The following is a 19,998-nucleotide window of genomic DNA, read 5'->3' as shown; positions in this document are numbered from 1 at the left end:
ACGGCTGTCCCCTTTCATTTCAGCGGACCCCTTGAGCAGCATGACCACGCCGATTAAAAAATCCCACAAGCTCGACCACGTCTCCTACGACATTCGCGGTCCGGTACTTGAGCACGCCAAACGGCTCGAGGATGAGGGGCATCGCATCCTGAAGCTCAATATCGGCAACCCTGCACCCTTTGGTTTTGAGGCGCCCGAAGAGATCCTGCAGGATGTCATGCGCAATCTGCCCACCGCACAGGGCTACTGCGATTCAAAAGGCCTCTATTCGGCGCGCAAGGCCATCATGCAGGAGTGCCAGCGCAACCGGGTAGAAGGGGTGGGCATTGAGGACATCTATGTCGGCAACGGCGTCTCCGAGATGATCGTCATGGCCATGCAGGCCCTGCTCGATGACGGCGACGAAGTACTGGTACCGGCACCCGATTACCCGCTCTGGACGGCCGCCGCCAATCTCGCCAGCGGCAGGGCCGTTCATTACCTCTGCGACGAGAGTCAGGGCTGGGAGCCGGATATCGAGGATATTCGACAAAAGGTCACGGCCCGCACCCGGGCACTCGTGCTGATCAATCCCAACAACCCGACCGGCGCCGTCTACTCAAGGCAGGTCATCGAAAACGTGCTGCAGGTGGCACGCGAGCACGGCCTGATCGTCTTCTCCGACGAGATCTACGACAAGATTCTCTACGACGGCGCCTTTCATACCCCGACGGCGTCGCTGGCCGATGATCTTTTGATCATTACCATGAACGGGCTGTCCAAGAGCTATCGCTGCGCCGGTTTTCGCGCCGGCTGGATGATCGTCTCGGGTGAAAAGCGTCATGCCCGGGACTACATCCAGGGCCTGGACATGCTGGCCTCCATGCGACTGTGTGCCAACGTGCCGGCACAGCACGCCATTCAGACGGCGCTGGGTGGCTATCAGTCGATCAACGATCTGGTCCTGCCCGGCGGCCGGCTGCTGGCTCAACGTGACACGGCCTGGGAGAAGCTCAACGAGATCCCCGGTGTGAGCTGCGTGAAGCCCCACGGTGCGCTTTACATGTTCCCGCGGCTCGACCCGGCCATGTACGATATCAAGGATGATCAGCAGCTGGTACTGGATCTGCTGCTAGAAGAGAAGATGCTGCTGGTGCAGGGTACGGCGTTCAACTGGCCCACGCCCGATCATCTTCGCATCGTGACGCTGCCCTGGGCCGACCAGCTTGAAGACGCCATCGACCGGCTGGGGCGGTTCCTCGCCCGCCGTCGTCAGGCGTGATCACCTAAACGATGCTTAAGGCGTGATTGAAACTCCCGGCGCCAGCACTTATCTAAGGGCTGTCGCTGGCGCCTGCCGCGCCCCCGCTGGACGGGCGGCCAATTGACGTATCATTTCAACGGAGACCACCGGTCATGATGAGGATCGTCCTCTTTCTTGCCACCAATCTGGCAGTAGTGCTGGTGGCAAGCATCACGCTGCGCCTTCTTGGCGTGGAGAGTTATCTTGCCGGCAGCGGGCTCAACATGACCTCGCTGCTGATATTTTGTTTTGTGTTCGGCATGGCCGGCTCGCTGGTATCGCTACTGCTGTCCAAAAAGATGGCCAAGTGGAGCACGAAGGCCCAGATCATTGACCGCCCGAGCAATGCCAACGAGCAGTGGCTTTACGACACCGTCGCCGAGCTTTCCCGCGATGCCGGTATCAAGATGCCTGAAGTAGGTGTCTTCCCGGCACAGCAGGCCAACGCCTTTGCCACCGGCTGGAACAAGAACGACGCGCTGGTGTGCGTCTCGGCCGGACTTCTTAATCAGATGCGCCCCGAAGAGGTTCGCGCCGTTCTGGGCCACGAGATCGGCCACGTGGCCAACGGCGACATGGTCACCCTGTCACTGATCCAGGGCGTTTTGAACACCTTCGTGATGTTCTTTGCCCGTGTGGCCGCACAGCTGCTGGACAGCTTTCTGCGTCGTGATGACAGCGGCGGCGGGCTGGGGTTCATGGGCTATTTCGCCGTGGTCATGGTGCTGGAGATCGTATTTGGTCTGGCGGCCTCGGTGATCGTTGCCTGGTTTTCGCGCTATCGTGAATACCGCGCCGATGAAGCCGGAGCAAGGCTTGCCGGCAGTGGCGCCATGATCAACGCCCTGGCACGCCTCAAGGCGCAGCAGGACATGCCCGATCAGATGCCGGACTCCCTGACCGCCTTTGCCATCACTACCGGTCAGACCCGCAAGATCATGGAAAAGCTTTTTGCCAGCCACCCGCCGCTGGACGACCGCATCGCTGCCCTGAAAAAGGCAGCCTACCAGCAGTAAAAAGTCATAGAGATACCTTCTCGCGTCAAACAAAAGGGGCTCGCCATATGGCGAGCCCCTTTTACCTGCATGCCATTACGGCAATCGTCAGGCCTACTTGCGCGGTGAGCGTATGGCAAAGCCTGCATTTTCCAGCACGTCTCGCACCGCGCCGGCGCTGTGCTTGAGCTCGACTCGAAGCGTTGAGAACTCGCGACGCGACGGGTATTCGCGGCGCATCAAATCAAATCCCTTCGCCATGCCGTACTGGCGTCGATAGCGCTCGAATAATAGCGCGTCGCGGCGCACGTCATAGCAGGTACGCGCACACAGCAGCAGCGCTTCCTGTGGAGGGGCGCGGCGGGAAATGGCAATGCGGCGCAGCCAGTTCTCGGGCTTTAGCTGGCCCAGCCGCTTGCGTACCGGTAGACCAAAATGTCGGCTCATGGCCTGATACAGCATCTCGGTGCCCCGCAGCTTGCCATCCAGGCTGTAACCGGCCACATGCGGTGTGGCAATGGTGGCCAGGCGATACAGCGCTTCATCGATATCGGGCTCGTTTTCCCACACATCCAGCACCGCACGCAGGTCGGGGTCGCGTTCAAGCCGGGCCTTGAGTGCCTGACCATCCACGCAGTCGCCACGGCCAGCGCTGATAAGGATCTGATCGGTCCGCAGCGCCTCGATATGCTGCTCGCCAAGCAGGTGATGCGTGGGGTGGTCTCCCCCGCGAATCAGCGGCGTGTGTACCGAGACCACATCAACCTGCTCGATCAGTGATTCAAGGCTGGTGAAGCCCTCACTGCCCTCCTGCTCGGCGCGCGGCGGATCACAGACCAGACAGCGGATACCCAGCGACCGAAGCCGCTCGACCAGTCGTCCACCCACGTTGCCAGCGCCCACGACACCGACCAGCCGGTCGGTGAGTGCGACGCCGTCCTGCTCGCCGAGCAGCAGCAGTGTCGAGATCACATAGTCGCCGACCGAATCAGCGTTACAGCCCGGCGCGCTGGCAAACCCGATGCCCTGCTCCGCCAGCCAGTCCTGATCCACGTGATCGCACCCGATGGTCGCGGTGCCCACAAACTTCACGCGCGAGCCTTCCAGCAGCTCGGCGTTGACGCGCGTTACCGAACGCACCAGCAGGATATCGGCATCACGGACCTGCTCACGGCTCATCTCACGTCCGGGCAGCCGTATCAGCTCGCCGTAATCCGCAAAAAAGGCTTCGGCCAGCGGAATATTCTCATCTGCCACAATACGCATGATTCAATCGATACCTGCACTGCCATGAATGAATAATACACCCGCCCTGAACGACCGCCGGTGTGCTCTGCTTTGTCGAAACGCCCGTGACCGTTACAATCGGCGCCCTGTCGGCGTCAACGCCAGCACTGCCTTCATCTTCCTCGTATCCAATACTACACAGGAGCGCTGCCTTGATCATCCGCTGGGAAAGCGACCATGACTACGTGCTGGTACACGTTCATCAGGACATGTTCGGCGACTGGATCTTTGTCCGCGCCTGGGGACAGACCGGCACCGCCTACGGCGGCATCCAGCACGCGCTGGCCGAAGACTATACCCAGGCCATGACCTGGGTCAGCGATGTGGACCATATCCAGCGTCTGCGCGGGTTTACCAAGGTGCTCGAAACCAGCGACGACGCCCCTGAAGCCCGGGACGCCGTGCGCCAGCTCTCCCTGCTGGACGCCCATTAATCCGTTTGATGGCGAATCTGATAGACGTGATGAATATCAGGGCGCCGCTCGAAATCCGGATCCAGCATCTGCTTTGACAGCGCCTTCACTTCAAAGCGCTCGCTGACGCTCTCATCCATTTTGAAACGGCGCAGGTTATTGGAAAACAACAGCGTGCCGCCCGGTGCCAGATGCGCCATGGCACGGTCGATCATGTGGGCATGATCACGCTGTATATCCAGCACGTTGTCCATTTTCTTGGAATTGGAAAACGTCGGCGGGTCCATGAAGATGAGATCAAACTGCGGCCCCGTTCGCTCAAGCCAGGCCATGCAGTCTTCACGCATCAGCCGGTGGCGTGACATGTCGAACCGATTGAGTCGAAAGTTGTCTTCGGCCCAGCCCAGGTAGGTGTTGGACATGTCGATGCTCAGGCTTTCGCTTGCCCCACCCAGCGCGGCCTGAACGCTGGCCGTGGCGGTATAGCAAAAGAGATTGAGCACCCGCTTGCCGGCGGCGTTCTCGAACAGCCAGCGCCGCACGGGGCGATGATCCAGAAAAAGCCCCGTATCCAGATAGTCGCGCAGATTGACCCAGAGTTTCGCGCTGCCCTCACCTACCTGAAAGCGCTGACCGGTGCTGTCGCGGCGCTCGTACTGCGCCCGTCCCGACTGACGCTCACGGCGTTTCAAAAAGATGTAGTCCGCCGAAACGTTCAGCACTTCCGGCAGCACGCCGACCGCTTCCAGCAAACGGCGCTCGGCCTGACCGGCATCGATCGAGCGCGGCGCGGCGTACTCCTGCACGTGCACCCAGGCCCCATAGATATCGATGGCGAGTGCATATTCGGGCATGTCCGCGTCATAAAGGCGGTAGCACTCGACGCCCGAGCGCTTGAGCCATTTCGACAGACGCTTCTGGTTTTTCCTGAGCCGGTTGGCAAACATCTGCGCCCCGGCCGAGTGGGTCACGGCGCCGGCATTGTCGCTTTCCTGTGTCGCCCGCTGTTCCTGTTCGTTCTCCTGCCTTTCCGGACGCGCCCGCTCGTGCACGTCGATCAGCAACAGCTTGGTGTCCAGACTGCCGTTTTTGAAGGCGTACTGACGATGGGCTTTCATGCCCAGTCGGTGGCCGAGTTTCGGGGCCCCGGTCAAAAGCGCCACCGACCAGCCGACAAAATGCTCGCGCAGCAGCGCACCCAGCCCCTGATAGAGACTGATCAGTGCCGGCAGCTCCCCAAGACGCTCACCGTAGGGCGGATTGGTGATCACCAGCCCGGGCGCCATTGTCGGAGGCGCTGACAACGCATCGGCATACTCAAGGTGTAAAAGCTGTTCGACCCCGGCGCGGCCGGCGTTGGCACGGGCCGCCTCGATAGCCCGTTGATTGTGGTCACGACCACACAGGGTCAACCGGCATTCGCGCCGGCCGACGCGCGCCCGATGCGCTGCCTCGCCGTGAACTTCCTGCCAGAGCGTGTCGTCGTGTCCGGCCCAGCCGTGAAAGCCAAAACGCGGACGCGCCAGGTTGGGCGCCACGTCACAGGCCATCAGCGTCGCCTCGATCAGAAGCGTTCCCGAGCCGCACATCGGGTCAAAAAGGCTTTCTCCCCGAGTGGCACGTGCCGGCCAGCCGGCGCGGACCAGCAGTGCGGCGGCCAGGTTCTCCTTGAGTGGCGCGTTGGCGCCCTCCAGGCGATAGCCGCGCAGATGCAGGCTGTCGCCGGAGAGATCGATGCCCAGCACCAGCCGGCCACGATGCAGATGCGCGTAAAGACGCAGATCAGCCGCCCCCGGATCAATGGTCGGTCGCGCCAGGCCATGATCCTGAAAACGATCCACCACGCCATCCTTGACGCACTGCGCCCCGAAGCGGGTGTGGCGAATCTGGGCGCTTTCACCGTGAAAATCGACACGCAGGCTGGCACCAGGCGCGATCAGGGTATGCCACTCGATGCTGTGGGAGGCCGCCACCAGCGACGGGCCATCTTCCACGTCCTCGAAACGACCGGCCACAAGGATGATGCGGTTGGCCAGTCGTGACCACAGACACAGGCGGTAAAGCACATCGCGAGTGGCACTGCCGTGTACGCTTGAGACGCTGGTGCGCGCGATGTTGGCACCCAGTCCGGTCAGCTCCTCGGAGAGCAGGGTTTCCATGCTGCGCGGACAGGTGGCAAGAAAGGAGAGCTCCTCATGAGCCGTATCCGGTAAATGGTCAGTGCTGGAGGGCATCATGCGGTGTCATATTCCTGAAAAGATTAATAAGCGATTTGCTTAGATGAAAACGATTTTCGACAGCATCCGGCCGCTGCTGTAAAGGTATAGGGGTAGCTACGAAAGATCGCACGATCGCTGTCAACCTACGACCCCTGCGGTAGTGGTACGGCCATTGCCACGGGACGAAACACTATTTTGTGTGAAGCGAGGTTATCCAATGAAAAGACAGAAACGTGATCCCTTCCAGAAAGCCTATGTCAGTGGTTACAAGGCCGGTGTGACCGGACGTTCCAGAGATGACTGCCCCAGTCAGGGTATCGAAATGCGCGAGTCCTGGATGAGCGGCTGGCGTGAAGGCCGTGAAGCGCAATGGTCCGGCATGACAGGGGTCTCGGGTCTGCACGTCAATCCGATGGCGACGACCTGATCCGCCTCGGTACCATTGAGCCCATCGCATGACATGACATCCGGGTACGTCATCAGCGTGCCCGGTCTTGCATGCCCCTTCCCGCTCTTCTTCGAACTTTTGGCAACTCTGCTCAGGAAATATCCTTCAGCGCCTGGGCGCACTGCTCGACAAGCGCCGGGCCCTCAAAGATCAGACCGCTATAGAGCTGCACCAGATCGGCACCGGCCTGACGCTTTTCCACGGCCGCCTCGCCACAATCGATGCCGCCAACGCCGACAATGGTGATGTCCGCAAGCCTTTCGCGCAAGCGCCTGACGATCGTCGTGGAGGCCGTCCTCACCGGACGTCCTGACAGCCCGCCAGTCTCATCGGCGTGGGTACTGCCTGAAATGGCGTCGCGGCTGACGGTCGTGTTGGTCGCAATAACCGCCTCCACCTCACAGTCTCTCAAACACGCCGCCACCAGATCCGTCTCCGGCTCGCTCATGTCGGGCGCAATCTTGACCGCCAGCGGCACCTGTCGGCCATGACGCTGATTGAGCGACCGGTTTTCCTGCTGCAGTGCCGACAGGAGTGCGTTGAGCTGCTCGCCAAACTGCAGGCTGCGAAGCCCGGGCGTGTTGGGCGAGGAGATATTGACGGTCACATAATCGGCGTGGCCGTGCACGGCCCGCAGACAGGTCAGGTAGTCGTCTACTGCCTGCTCGACCGGGGTGGTCAGATTCTTGCCGATATTGATGCCGATGACGCCGTCATAGCGGCTGCGGGCCACATTGGCCACCAGCTGATCGACACCCTGATTGTTAAAACCCATGCGGTTGATGATCGCGCCGTGCTCGGGCAGACGAAACAACCGCGGCGCGGGATTGCCGGATTGCGCCCGGGGCGTCACCGTACCGACTTCCACAAAGCCAAACCCCAGTGCGCCCAGCGCATCGAGATGCTCGGCGTTTTTGTCCAGCCCGGCGGCAAGCCCGACCCGATTGGCAAAGCGAAGCCCCATCAACGTGACCGGGTCCTCAATCGGAGAAGAGACCAGCGCACGCTGTAGATGAAGACGATGTGCCAGATCCAGCGATGACAGCGTCAGGCCATGGGCCGTTTCAGGGTCGAGACGAAACAGCAGCGCACGAGCGGCCTTGTACATGAAAGACGTGTCCTTGAAAGCGAATGGACCCGGCCCGGGAACTGCCCCGGGCCAAGCAGGAGAGATCAGTTACCGGGCTGTTCGATGCGCAGTGTGAAGTTGTTGGCACCGCCGCGTACGCCACCGAACTTCTGTCCGCGCACGCGCACGCTGTAAATGCCGGGCTCCAGGGATTCACGGATGTGGAAATCGCCCTGGAAACCGCTGCCGCTGTCGCTGGCCACGACGTTATCGTTGCTGTCGACAAGCTCTCCGGAGATGCGGTAGTTACCGCTGGAGTCCATCGTAAAGCTGTCAACGGTGACGACACCGGCAGAGACCACTTCAAACTTGAGGACTTCACCATTGGTGCGCATGGGCACGTCACGCAGGATGCGCTCGCGAATGGGCGAGGTGTTCTCGTCTGCCCCGGCTGAACGGTCCGCACGCGCCTCGCCTGAGCCTTGTGTAGACACCTGTTCGCTGTTGCGGGTGGCATTGACGTCGCCCTGGCCTGCCGTCAGGCCATCGCCCTCTTCCACCGTCTCCGACCGAGCGGCCTGCTCCAGCGCACGACCGGAAGGGCCGGGCTGCGGACGCGTCTCACCGGGGCCGGTCACTACACTGGCGCTGCGCTGCGATGCACCGGTACCGGCTGCCGTGGCATCACCCTGAACGGCGCCATCACGACCGAGCCGCGCCGGCGTGTCGGCATTGTTCCCGGCGGCCGCCGCGCTTGTACTGCCCAGCCGCTCGATGCGATTGGCATCGGCCAGCCCCTCGCCACGCACGCTGGCGTCGGCGCGCTGAACGGAGACGGTCACGGACTGGGTCTGGTCACGAGCCGGACTGCGGTTTCGACCGGTAATCACCATATGATAGGTGCCCGGCTCGAGCTGATGGCGAATCATCAACCCATTGGTCTGATCGTTGCCGCTGGCTGTGGCCAGCGTTTGACCGCTGTCATCACGCAGCTCGGCATTGACTTCATAAAGCCCCGACGTGCCGTGAAAGGCGCGCGCTTCGATGAGATAGTCACCGCCCTGGCTGACATCGAAATCGTGCGACACCGGCTTCGAGCCCAGATAGATGGACCGACTCATGGAATCCGTATCGCGCTGGATGGCACCGGAAACATCGACCCGGCTTGCGGCCTGCTCGGCACGCTCGAGCGCCGGGCTTTTGGCGGCAAGTACCTGCCCCGAGAGAGTGCCAAGCCCTACGCCCATCCCCAGTGCCAGATACAGGATTGTATTTTTCATGATATCTCTCGTTGGAATGATCCATGGATGCCGAAGCAGACAGCGCTCGTGTATCGCACACTCGGCAAAACGGCCACAGCATAACAAAGCCTGCGTATTTGGCGATGCTTTTGACTAGCCCATCCGTATCGGCATACCTGTATAAAGCAGCTGCCCCTCGCCCTGCATGACCACCGCGTTTTCGCCGAAAAAGGCCCCTGTGTCCGCCACATGATCCATCGTTGTGAGCGTTTTCAAGGGCTCACCGGGCACGGCGATGTCACCACTGCACTGATTGATGGTGGTAATCCGACAGCGCTTGCAGGGTTGGCACAGCCACAGCGACAGGTTCTCGCCGGCAAGAGTGGTACTGCCATGCTCGACAAAGGCCGGTGCCCCTTCAATAACAATGTTGGGTCGAAACCGGGACATGGGAATCGCCGCCAGCGAGCGCGCCTCAAGACGGGCATTTAGGGCTGCCAGCGACGAGGTGGACGCCACCAGCAGCGGGTAGCCATCGGCAAAGCCGGTATGCGCCACATGCTCGCCCAGACATTCCGGGCTGACGCGGCGCTGATTGTCACGAGGCACCCGCTTGAGTCTCACGGGCCGCTCGAAAAAGTCGCTCAGCCACCGGGCCGCTTCGTCCCCCTCATCAAGACCCTGACACTCGTTACCGAAAATGCGAACCCGCGAAGGCGCCACATCCGGGGGCGTGAGCGCGATGAAAAGATGGCGCCGGTCGGGTGCCTTAAGCACCAGATGATGCGCATCGATGGCGGGCACCAGCGTGGCCATGCGCGCACAGCTGCGCTGGGTCATGAACTCACCCTTGTCATCGGTAATGACCCAGCGTCGATCATGCATCAGCCCTTCAGCAGTCAGTAGCGACCGGGACAGATCGATACCGGCCAGTGACTTGACCGGGTAGATATGCAATGAGCTGATACACGGTGTCATGAGCGCTTATCCGAAGGCCTGAATAGATAAAAAGCAATGTAACATAAAAAAAACGCCGCCCCGGAGGGCGGCGTTGGATCATGCAGATACCAGAAGCCGGTCGCTGACCAGTCCGACTAGGCGTCGGAAGGCGGCCGCTCGGAAAGTTCTCCAAGGGCACGCACGGCCACCGTAAAGAGCGCGTAGCCCAGTTCGTCGGTGGAGTGCACCTCTTCGAGCAGAGCACACCAGCGCTCGACCGGCGCCTTGTGCTGTTTCATCCACTGCTCGACGCAGCCGTCGACATCCTCACACGCCTCGCTGCGCAACACGCTTGCCGTCAGCGTCAGCTGCTGGCGATCAAGGTCGTCACGAAGGGCTTCGCGTGCGATGGTCTGCCAGCTGTCGTTCACCTCGAGGCGATTGACCTGCTCCAGCATCCAGGGCAGCGAGAGCTTCTCCCCGATGAGGTAATAAGTGTCGGCCACACGCTCCAGCGATATCCCGGTCAGCCGTGCCGTATCGATAATGCCAAGTCCGGCATACAGGCTTTCGGTTGCGGCCACGCGTTCGGCCAGTGCTTCTGCCACACCGGATTCGATATAGCGGTCCCGCAGTGCCAGACACTGACGCTGCGCCTCACCGCGAAGCCGCTCACCGATATTATCGCGCAGACGCTCAAGATCCGGGGCGTACTGCTCGACCACGGTATCGGCATTGCTCTGCATGTGGTAGCGCAGGAAGTAGCGCGTGGCGCGACGCAACAGACGAACCAGCGAGAGCATCATGTCGTACTGGATATCGGTATCGACCTGCGCATCCAGCGCCTCGATCTGCTGCCACAGTGACGCCAGTCCAAAACTGTCGCGCGCCATGACGTAGGCCCTGACCACCTCGCCGGCACTGGTGCCGGTAATGTCCATCAGCCGTCTGACGAACGGAATGCCCATGTGGTCGATGACGTCACCGGCAATCTTGGTCGCCACGATCTGATGACGCAGGCGGTGATTGGTAATTTCTTCGCCATACCGCTCGACCAGCGACGCCGGGAAGGCACGCTCGGCGTGATTGACGATGCCCGGTTCGCTGGGCACATCAGAGGCCACCAGCAGGCCCTTGAGATCGATCTTGGCATGCGAGATCAGTGAGGACAGTTCCGGATGCGTCAGGCCTTCGCCGCGCTCGGCGCGCGCGGCAAGCGTCGCGTCATCGGGCAGGGCTTCCAGCTCCCGATCAAGCTGACCGGTGCCTTCCAGATCACGAATGAAGCGCCGGTAGGGGCCCAGGTTTTCCGCGGACAGCAGTCGTGACAGGGACAGCGCCTGGGTCTGGCGGTAATTGTCATCTACCACCAGATCAGCCACTTCATCGGTCATCTGCGCCAGCAGTTCGTTGCGCTGCTTGCCGGTCATGTCGCCACGCGCGACCACTTCATCCAGCAGGATCTTGATGTTGACCTCGTGATCCGAGCAGTTCACGCCCCCGGCGTTATCGATAAAGTCGGTATTAAGACGCACACCCTGCTGGGCCGCTTCACGACGACCGAGCTGGGTGACCCCCAGATTGCCGCCCTCACCGACCACGCGACAGCCCAGCTCGCTGCCGTTGACGCGCAGCGTATCGTTGGCCTTGTCGCCGACATCGGCGTGGCTCTCTTCGCTCGATTTGACGTAAGTGCCGATCCCGCCGTTCCAGAGCAGATCCACGTTTGATTTCAACAGCGCATGGATCAGCTCGGCCGGCGATAGCCGCGACGCGGTAAGGCCAAAGCGTGACTTCATGGCCTCAGTGATCTCAATGGACTTGGCGTCCCGTGAGAACACCCCGCCGCCCTCGCTGATCAGGGAGGTGTCGTAGTCCTCCCAGCTTGAGGTGGCCAGTTCGAATAGACGCTTGCGCTCCTTGAAGGAGGCCGCACAGTCAGGCTCGGGGTCGATAAAGATATGGCGATGGTTAAAGGCCGCCACCAGCTGGATCGTTTCCGACAGCAGCATGCCGTTGCCGAACACGTCGCCGGCCATATCGCCGACCCCGATCACGGTAAAGGGATCCTTCTGGGTGTTGACGCCCAGCTCACGGAAGTGGCGCTTGACCGCTTCCCAGGCACCGCGGGCCGTAATCGCCATGGCCTTGTGGTCGTAGCCGTTTTTGCCACCGGAGGCGAAGGCATCTCCCAGCCAGAAGTTGTATTCCCGCGCCAGGGCATTGGCGATATCGGAGAAGGTGGCCGTGCCCTTGTCGGCAGCCACGACCAGATAGGGGTCATCCTCGTCATGGCGTACGACATGCTCGGGCGGCACCACCTGCTTGTCGATCAGGTTATCGGTGATATCAAGCATGCCGCGAATCAGGGTCTGATAGCAGGCAATGGCTTCCTTCTGGATCGCCTCGCGACTGCCGCCTGCCGGGGCCTGCTTGCAGATAAAGCCGCCCTTGGCACCGCTGGGCACGATAACCGAGTTCTTGACGTGCTGCGCCTTGACCAGTCCGAGGATTTCGGTACGAAAGTCCTCGAAGCGGTCCGACCAGCGCATGCCGCCACGGGCGATGTTGCTGGTGCGCAGATGCACCCCTTCCATGCGAGGCGAGTAGACAAAAATTTCATACAGCGGACGCGGGCGCGGCACATCGTTGATCTGACGCGGCGCCAGCTTGAAGGAGATATAGGGCCTGGGCTCGCCATCCTCTCCCAGCTGGAAATAGTTGGTACGCAGTGTGGCGCCGATCAGCTCCATATAAAGGCGGATCAAACGGTCATCGTTGAGGCTTGTGACCTCTTCCAGATAGGCCTCGATACGCTCACGGACCGTTTTGAGCCCGTCTTCGCTACGCGCAATCTGCGGATCAAACCGGTTGCGAAACAACGTCACCAGTTCACGGGTAATCCCGGCATGCTGGGTCAGGGCCGCGGCGATATAGTCCTGCGATAGACCAAAACGAATCTGTTTGAGATAGCGCGCGTAGGCGCGCAGCATCGCCACCTCGCGCCAGTCGAGCCCGACGGCAATGATCAGGCGGTTGAAGCTGTCGCTTTCGGCAGCGCCCGACCAGATGCGCGTAAAGGCATCGATGAAGGTGTGGCGCATGCCGTGAAGATCCACCTGCTCGTGGCCCGAGGATTCCAGATTGAAATCATGAATCCAGACCACGTTGTCGGCACGCTCGATCTCGTAGGGGCGCTCGCTGATCACACGCAGCCCCATGTGCTCAAGCATCGGCAGCACATCGGAAAGCGGCACCGGCTGGTCGCGATGGAACAACTTGAGATTGACGTCGCTTTCATGCTCGAGCTGGCGATACAGGCTCAGCCCGATGGCGGTCTCGTTATCGAGCCCTTCCATGTGACCGATGTCGTAGATGGCGGTGCGCGGCGTGAAGTCTTCCCGGTAGCTGCTGGGGAAGGCGTCACGATAGCGCTCCATCAGACGATTGGCAGGCTCCTCACCGTAGCCTTCCACCAGCGCTTCGTGCAGATCGTCACGCCAGCCCCGCGCGATGGCGATGACCTTTTTCTCCAGCGCGCGATTGTCATACGCCACCGGCTTGTCGCCGTTAAAGCGTAAAATCAGCTGAATGCGGGCCAGCACCGACTCGGAGAGATACGTATTGAAATCGCCAAAGCTGGCATCGAGCTCTTCACACAGCATGTTCTGAATGCGCAGGCGCAGATCGGTCGAGAACACGTCACGCGGGACATATACCAGACAGGAGTAGAAGCGCCCGGAGCGGTCCTCGCGAATGAACAGCCGCACGCGACGGCGTTCGCGAATGCTTAGAATGCCCATGGCCGTGCGGCAAAGGTCTTCCGTGCCCATCTGGAACAGCTCATCACGGGGATAGACTTCCAGAATCTGCTGAAGCTGCTTGCCGTTGTGCCCGGCCGGGTCAATGTTGGAATCGCTGAGCACGGCATCGATCTTGCGACGCAGTACGGGAATATTGACCGGGCGCTCGTTGTAGACCGACAGCGTATAAAGCCCGAGAAAGTGGCGCTCGCCGATGACGTCACCCTGCTCGTTGTGACGCTCAACGATGATGTAATCCGGATAGCTCGGCCGATGAATGCGTGACGGCCAGGCGCTCTTGGCAAAGGAGATCAGCTCGGGGATCAGGACATACTCCCCCTGCTCTGCCTCATTGTCGCTGAACTGCTGGGGCTCCTCGCAGTAGCGCGGGCTGTCCAGCTTCAGCACTCCCAGTTCGCTGCCGCTGGTGCGTACCAGCCGGGAATGCCCGTCCTGGCTTTGAAGCTCGTAATCCTCAAAGCCCAGAAAGGTAAAGTGGTCATCCAGCAGCCATGCCAGAAAGTCGCGTGCCTCGTCGATATCACGCTTTTCAACAACCCGGGGCGGATGCGTGTCCATCTCCTTGAGTGCGGCACGCGCCTGGTCGCGCATGGCGTCAAAATCGGAGACGGCAGCCCGCACATCGGTCAGCACATCCTGAATGTTGTCCCTGAGCTCATTGAGCATGGCCGTATCGGAGTGACGATCGATCTCGATGTAGATGACCGATTCCCGCGCGGCAGGGGCATCCGCGGCGCGAGGCGGCGTAAAGCGCACCAGACGCTGCTGTTCGTCGCGCTCGCTGGCGATGACCGTGTTCAGAATGGCATGAACGGTGAAGCCGCAGCGATTGAGCTCGATGCGCACCGAATCCACCAGAAAGGACATGTCCGGGCTGACGACTTCCACTACCGTATGGGTCGACTGCCAGCCATACTCTTCGTATTCGGGGTTGAAAACGCGCACCTTTGGACGTCCGTTCTGCTCTCGCTGCTGCAGAAAAAACCAGGTCGAAAGCGTGGCGCCATAGAGGTCCTCGAAATGACGCTCTCGCAGGTCCTCGTGGCTGGCACCGGCATAATAGTGGCGTGCAAAGGCGCTGATGTTGCGCGCCTGCTCGGGCGCCAGACGCTCGTCAAGCAGCGTCTCGAGCGCTTTGAAAAAGTCTTCCTTGTTGTCCGGCACTGTACTCTGCATCGATTCTCCTCGCGTACCGCAAATGCCTACGCATCCTGATGGGATGACCACGGTGACATCCTAGTTCAGCAAACGCTTTATCCCTACTGTATACCCATTTTTATCATGGCCCATGAGCAAGCGGCATGGGCACGCCCCGGTAATGACGCTATCGGCATGGCAGTCATGAAAACGCCCCGGCCCCGCCGTGGCGGGGCCGGGAAAGCACGGCATCGCAATCGATCAGCGCCGCTTGAGCAGCACACCACACTCACAGTGGTCGGTGTAGGGAAACTGATCAAAAAGCGCCAGACGATGAATCTCGTGAGTACGCCCGAGCTGCTCCAGATTGGCTTCCAGGGTATCGGGGTTGCAGGAGATATAAACGATGTCATCAAAGCGGGCGATCTGTTCGCAGCTGTCGGCGTCAAGCCCCGCCCGCGGCGGGTCGACCAGTACGGTCGAAAAATCATGCGCTTCAAGCTGCATATCGCTGACACGCCGGCCCGTTTTTTCTCCCGACAGTGCCTGGGCGAACTCCTCGCTCGACATGCGCGCCACGTGAGCATTGTCGATACCGTTGAGCGCCAGATTGTGCTGGGCCGAAGCCACTGACGTACGCGATATTTCGGTGGCCACCACGCGCCGGAAATTGTCTGCCAGAGCGATGGTGAAATTACCGTTGCCGCAGTAAAGCTCGACCAGGTCGGTGTCACGGCGCCGGCCATCATTACCCTGTGTGACTTCCCGGGCCCAGTTGAGCATGCTTTCAGCGATGTCGGCGTTGGGCTGGGTAAAGCTGTTTTCGACCTGCTGATAGCTGAACACCCGCCCGGCCACATCGAGATGCTCGGTCACCGATTCACGCGTCAGCACCCGACGCTGCTTGCGTGCCCGGCCGATAATGGCGGCGTCCAGCGTCGTTTCGAGCTCGCGGGCGGCCTGTTCCCACTCGTCATCAAGCTTTCGGTGGTAGACCAGCGTCACCAGCGCCTCGCCCTGACGGGTCGTCAGATACTCCACCTGAAAAAGGCGATGGCGCAGCGCTGGGGCGTCGCGGATGGCGTCAATCAGCTGCGTCATCAACGCATTGATGCGCCGACTTGCCACGTCATACTGATCCATGCGCACGGTTTGTTTAACACCGTCGGCATCGGCCTCGAACATGGCATGAAAGAGATCATCGCCTTCATGCCAGATGCGAAACTCGCAGCGCATGCGGTAATGGCTTGCCGGAGAGGCAAATACCTCAAGCGGCGGCGCCTTGAAACGGGCAAACTGATCGATAATGCGCTGGCGCTTGGCGTCAAGCAGCGCAGAGTACTGGTCGGGGTCAACGACGGGTACGCTCAATGTGAAATACCTGATCCGGCCGTCATGATAACGGTCATGATGAAAGAGGCCGCCAGTGTAGCGCCTGCCCATCGCAGCTCAAGTACTGACGCCGCCCATTGCCCGCCGGTGACCTGTGATACGGCGTCACTGTGACAAATGCTGTAGACTCCCGACGCCTTATTGGCTATATCTCGATCGTTGCCCATCGGGGAACGCCTTGTCATGACAACCATCACTTCTTTCGCTTTCAGGAACTCGACATGCTGACTCTTCTCAAGCGGCACTGGATGCTGGCGGCACTGGTATTCGCTGCCCTTTTCATGGTGTTTTTTGCCGCGGTCGTCCCCCGCAAGCCGGCAGCGGGCCTTGAACAGGCACATTATCCGGCGATCGAGAAGTTCGGCGGCATTGCCGAGCGTCATGACACGATAGATGTTCCCGACCCCAACAAGCATTATCAGGTCATCTTTGACGTGGTCAGCGGAAGCGACGACCCCCGCACGATCAACCCCGGTCTGATGCGCGTGGCGCGTGCCGTCAATGTCTTTGCCGAAGCCGGTGTGCCGCTTGAGAACCTGGATTTTGTGGCCATCATTCATGGCGATGCGACGCGCAGCGTGGTCAACTCCGGGGTGTACAACAAGTGGTTCGGATTCGACAACCCCAACGTCGCACTGGTCCATGCCCTGACGGAAGCAGGCGTTCGCGTACGAGTATGCGGTCAGGTGCTCAACCACTGGAAGATTGCTGATGCCGACGTCAACGACGAGATCGGGATCACGCCTTCGGCGCTGAGCACACTGGCAATCTACGGCAACGAAGGTTACGCCTACGAGCGGCTGTAACCCCCTGTCGCAGCAGACATGAAAAAGCGGGGCGGCATGTGAATGCCGCCCCGCTCATGTTTGCACCCTTGCCTGCCCGGGATGCCGGAGTCGCGCCCGAAGGGCCGGCACTCAGGCCACCGCCGGTCGGATTTCACGAAATTCGGCGTAGAGGTCCGGATATTCCTGCTGAAGGCGTGCCAGCTGCGTACGAGCCTGAAGCGGCAGCGTATCGCGCAGCTCGACATATTCGTCTTCATCCAGACTGGCGTCCAGCAGCGGAAACAGGTGTTCACGCTCCATGCGCAGCACATGACGGTGCGCGTCCAGATAGGCCTTGAGGCGCTCGCCAAAAAGCGTCATGGGCATGATGGCATCCATCAGGATGTTATCGAGATCATCGCCCAGATGCCTCAGACGCTGTTTGAGCTCACGATACTCACCGGCCAGCTCACAGATTTCCTGCCCGGTATGCGCCCCGCGCTCGGTCAGCCGATTGCCGCAGAGAGTTTCCAGCGGGACGATGTAGTCGTCCATATAGTCCATGATGTAGTCACACGCCTCACGCATGAGTCGAAAGCTCGGGCGCTCTCCGGTCACAAGATAACGATGCTGCAGCGTTAGCACATGAAGCAGGCGAGCCATATGGGCATGATCCTGGCGAAGCTGAGTCAACTTGAGCATGGCGGCGTCTCCGGCAAATTTGACGAGCTACCAGTCTTGTGCGTTTTGCATCTGATCGCCACTTACTTTGGTCGCATACAGCGCTCATTAAATTTAATACCTGCCAAAGCCACGCCAGGCGCACCGGCGGCCATCATGGTCTCGATCGCGTCATGGCGGGCATGAGACAACAGACGCGACGTTGTCATACTTTCTCATGATGGCTCGACGCCGCGTCGATGCGTCGCAGCCTGATCCAGTCCTTCCAGCCACTCCAGCTTTTCGGCAATGCGCTTTTCAAGGCCGCGGTCAACCGGTTGATAGTAGCGAGTACCCACCAGCGCCTCGGGAAAATAGGTTTCACCGGCGGCATAGGCATGGGGTTCATCATGGGCATAGCGGTAGTCATGACCATGCCCCAGAGACTTCATCAGGGACGTGGGCGCATTGCGCAGGTGCACCGGCACCTCGTGCCCGGGACTTGAAGCCACGTGCGCGCGCGCCTGATTGTAGGCCACGTAGGCGGCATTGCTTTTCGGGGCACTGGCGATATAAAGGATGGCCTGGGCGACGGCAAGCTCGCCTTCCGGACTGCCCAGACGCTCCTGCACCTCCCAGCCGTCCAGCGCCAGGCGCAGCGCTCTGGGGTCGGCGTTGCCGATCTCTTCGCTTGCCATGCGAACCACCCGACGAGCGATGTAGAGCGGGTTTGCCCCGCCGTCGAGCATGCGACAGTACCAGTAGAGCGCAGCATCAGGGGCACTGCCGCGAATCGACTTGTGCAGCGCCGAAATCTGGTCATAAAAGAGATCGCCGCCGCGGTCGAGCCGGCGCGTACTCTCGCCCAGCACCTCTTCGATGACCGCCTGCGACAGTCTCGGCGCCTCCCCCTCGCGGCCGGCTTCGGCCATGTCGGCGGCAATCTCCAGCAGATTGAGCGCCCGACGCGCGTCACCGTCAGCCGCCTGCGCCAGAAGATCACGGACGCTGTCTGGTGCCTCGATACCGGCCTCGCCGAGACCGGCCGGCTCCAGCAGGGCGCGGTCGATGACCTGACGAAGCTCCTCGGTGCTCAGTGGCTTGAGCACATGAACCCGCGCCCGCGACAGCAGCGCATTGTTGAGCTCGAAGGAAGGATTTTCGGTGGTGGCGCCGACAAAGGTGAACACGCCTTCCTCGACCCAGGGCAGGAAAGCGTCCTGCTGTGCCTTGTTGAAGCGATGCACCTCATCGACGAATAACAGCGTGCGCTGTCCGGTCTGGCCTCGTTGCTGCGCCTCGAAGGCTGCAGCACGAATCTCCTTGACGCCCGCCGAGACGGCCGAGAGCGTAGCAAAGTGCGAACGGGTATAGCCGGCGATCAGGCGTGCCAGGGTGGTCTTGCCAACGCCGGGCGGCCCCCAGAGGATCATCGAATAAAGCTGATCGCGCGCCAGGGCACGCGTGAGAGGACGGTCCGGCCCCAGAAGATGGGACTGACCGATATAGTCTTCCAGTCGGGCCGGACGCAAGCGCGCCGCCAGGGGTTGCCCGGGCGGCGCGTCACGATCAAACAAATCACTCATGAAAAAGGCACCCTTGTGCGGATCATGCCTCCATCATGGCAGATAACGCAGTATCAATCAGTTGCCTTCGCGCATCACATCCGCCCCGTCGGGGATCTCGAACTGGAACTGCGAGGCGCTGATATCAGGGTTGACCTCGATATTGCGAAACGATATTTCCGTGCGCTGGCCGGTACCGTCGGTGAGATCGATCCCGGAGAGACGTTCGTTGTTGAACACCAGCTCCAGGGATTCAAACAGCGTGTCGTTGGAGCGCGGCGACAGTGCGAAGAACTCGGTGGTCCCCTGCTGGCGACGCGACACGTTGTAGTTCTCGGTCAGCTCGCTGGCCTGCCCGGAGAGCAAGAGTGCCGGGGTGTGCGTGACGCGCTGATCAAGCGGGCGAATGCTGACCTGTTCGAGGTCAGGGTCATAGAGATAGACCTGCTGTCCGTCGGAAACCACGGTCTGGCGATAGGGGTCAGAGACTTCCCAGTTGAAGCGTCCGGGACGCGAGAGCCACATGTGGCCGCTGGCGTTTTGAAGATTACCGCCCCCGCTGGCCACCTGCTGATTGAAATCGGCAGAGTAGGTCTTGAGCGGCTCGAGCAGCGAGGTCAGTCGCTCGGCATCCTGAGGCGCCGCCTGCGCCGGCAGTGTCATGCACGCCGCCATCAGGGTGGCACCTGCCAGCCCCGATTTACGGGCCAGGCCGTTACGGCCATGAGTCATCAGTGTCATTAAAACATCCTGTTCTGGT

15 protein-coding genes are annotated in these 19,998 nt (G+C 60.8%); 5 read left to right on the top strand and 10 right to left on the bottom strand.

The window, feature by feature from the left end:
- The first annotated feature begins 40 nt into the window (after positions 1-40).
- Entirely contained in the window at positions 41-1,261 is a 1,221-nt protein-coding gene (locus ACXMYO_RS03005; RefSeq protein WP_438766693.1) for an aminotransferase class I/II-fold pyridoxal phosphate-dependent enzyme, read from the top strand.
- Positions 1,262-1,395: 134 nt separating this feature from the next.
- The gene (gene htpX / locus ACXMYO_RS03000; protein ID WP_438766692.1) at positions 1,396-2,298 is read left to right on the top strand and encodes a protease HtpX; all 903 of its coding nucleotides are present in this window, start codon (positions 1,396-1,398) and stop codon (positions 2,296-2,298) included.
- 93 nt (positions 2,299-2,391) lie between these two features.
- Here htpX and pdxB read toward each other — a convergent pair whose 3' ends face one another.
- Positions 2,392-3,543, bottom strand: coding sequence for a 4-phosphoerythronate dehydrogenase PdxB (gene pdxB, locus ACXMYO_RS02995; RefSeq protein WP_457807774.1), 1,152 nt, complete (start codon positions 3,541-3,543; stop codon positions 2,392-2,394).
- Between the two features lie 173 nt (positions 3,544-3,716).
- Here pdxB and ACXMYO_RS02990 point away from each other — a divergent pair, with 173 nt between their 5' ends.
- Positions 3,717-3,998: a hypothetical protein gene (locus ACXMYO_RS02990; RefSeq protein ID WP_438766688.1), complete on the top strand. Its 282-nt coding sequence runs from the start codon at positions 3,717-3,719 to the stop codon at positions 3,996-3,998.
- On the opposite strand, the gene rlmKL is transcribed toward ACXMYO_RS02990, so the two are convergent.
- Positions 3,995-6,211 (bottom strand): bifunctional 23S rRNA (guanine(2069)-N(7))-methyltransferase RlmK/23S rRNA (guanine(2445)-N(2))-methyltransferase RlmL, encoded by a 2,217-nt coding sequence (rlmKL, locus tag ACXMYO_RS02985; RefSeq protein WP_457809464.1) that lies wholly within the window; start codon positions 6,209-6,211, stop codon positions 3,995-3,997. The genes ACXMYO_RS02990 and rlmKL overlap by 4 nt on opposite strands.
- Before the next feature lie 202 nt (positions 6,212-6,413).
- Here rlmKL and rmf point away from each other — a divergent pair, with 202 nt between their 5' ends.
- Complete coding sequence (gene rmf / locus ACXMYO_RS02980; RefSeq protein ID WP_086901243.1) at positions 6,414-6,623, top strand: ribosome modulation factor; 210 nt, start codon at positions 6,414-6,416, stop codon at positions 6,621-6,623.
- A 112-nt stretch (positions 6,624-6,735) separates the two neighbouring features.
- Here rmf and ACXMYO_RS02975 read toward each other — a convergent pair whose 3' ends face one another.
- From ACXMYO_RS02975 to trmA, 5 genes are all read right to left on the bottom strand, one after another.
- On the bottom strand, positions 6,736-7,752 hold the full coding sequence (locus ACXMYO_RS02975; RefSeq protein WP_457807773.1) for a quinone-dependent dihydroorotate dehydrogenase: 1,017 nt from the start codon (positions 7,750-7,752) through the stop codon (positions 6,736-6,738).
- A gap of 65 nt (positions 7,753-7,817) precedes the next feature.
- Positions 7,818-8,993, bottom strand: coding sequence for a hypothetical protein (locus ACXMYO_RS02970; RefSeq protein ID WP_438766686.1), 1,176 nt, complete (start codon positions 8,991-8,993; stop codon positions 7,818-7,820).
- 114 nt (positions 8,994-9,107) lie between these two features.
- Positions 9,108-9,932: an MOSC domain-containing protein gene (locus ACXMYO_RS02965; protein ID WP_457807772.1), complete on the bottom strand. Its 825-nt coding sequence runs from the start codon at positions 9,930-9,932 to the stop codon at positions 9,108-9,110.
- A 116-nt stretch (positions 9,933-10,048) separates the two neighbouring features.
- Positions 10,049-14,893: an NAD-glutamate dehydrogenase gene (locus ACXMYO_RS02960; protein WP_457807771.1), complete on the bottom strand. Its 4,845-nt coding sequence runs from the start codon at positions 14,891-14,893 to the stop codon at positions 10,049-10,051.
- 222 nt (positions 14,894-15,115) lie between these two features.
- Positions 15,116-16,225 (bottom strand): tRNA (uridine(54)-C5)-methyltransferase TrmA, encoded by a 1,110-nt coding sequence (gene trmA, locus ACXMYO_RS02955; protein WP_457807770.1) that lies wholly within the window; start codon positions 16,223-16,225, stop codon positions 15,116-15,118.
- A gap of 242 nt (positions 16,226-16,467) precedes the next feature.
- Here trmA and ACXMYO_RS02950 point away from each other — a divergent pair, with 242 nt between their 5' ends.
- Positions 16,468-17,052 (top strand): DsrE family protein, encoded by a 585-nt coding sequence (locus ACXMYO_RS02950; protein WP_438766680.1) that lies wholly within the window; start codon positions 16,468-16,470, stop codon positions 17,050-17,052.
- Between the two features lie 111 nt (positions 17,053-17,163).
- Here the strand turns inward: ACXMYO_RS02950 and ACXMYO_RS02945 are convergent, their stop codons facing one another.
- The 3 genes from ACXMYO_RS02945 to lolA form a co-directional block, all read right to left on the bottom strand.
- Positions 17,164-17,715, bottom strand: coding sequence for a hemerythrin domain-containing protein (locus ACXMYO_RS02945; protein ID WP_438766678.1), 552 nt, complete (start codon positions 17,713-17,715; stop codon positions 17,164-17,166).
- A gap of 194 nt (positions 17,716-17,909) precedes the next feature.
- A complete protein-coding gene (locus ACXMYO_RS02940) occupies positions 17,910-19,259 on the bottom strand; it encodes a replication-associated recombination protein A (RefSeq protein WP_457807769.1) in 1,350 nt (449 codons plus the stop codon).
- Between the two features lie 57 nt (positions 19,260-19,316).
- Positions 19,317-19,979: an outer membrane lipoprotein chaperone LolA gene (gene lolA, locus ACXMYO_RS02935; RefSeq protein WP_457807768.1), complete on the bottom strand. Its 663-nt coding sequence runs from the start codon at positions 19,977-19,979 to the stop codon at positions 19,317-19,319.
- Positions 19,980-19,998: the final 19 nt, after the last annotated feature.

The organism is Kushneria sp. EE4, assembly GCF_977968315.1.
The sequence above is the reverse complement of the archived record's forward strand: the minus strand, read 5'-3'. Positions and strand labels throughout refer to the sequence as shown.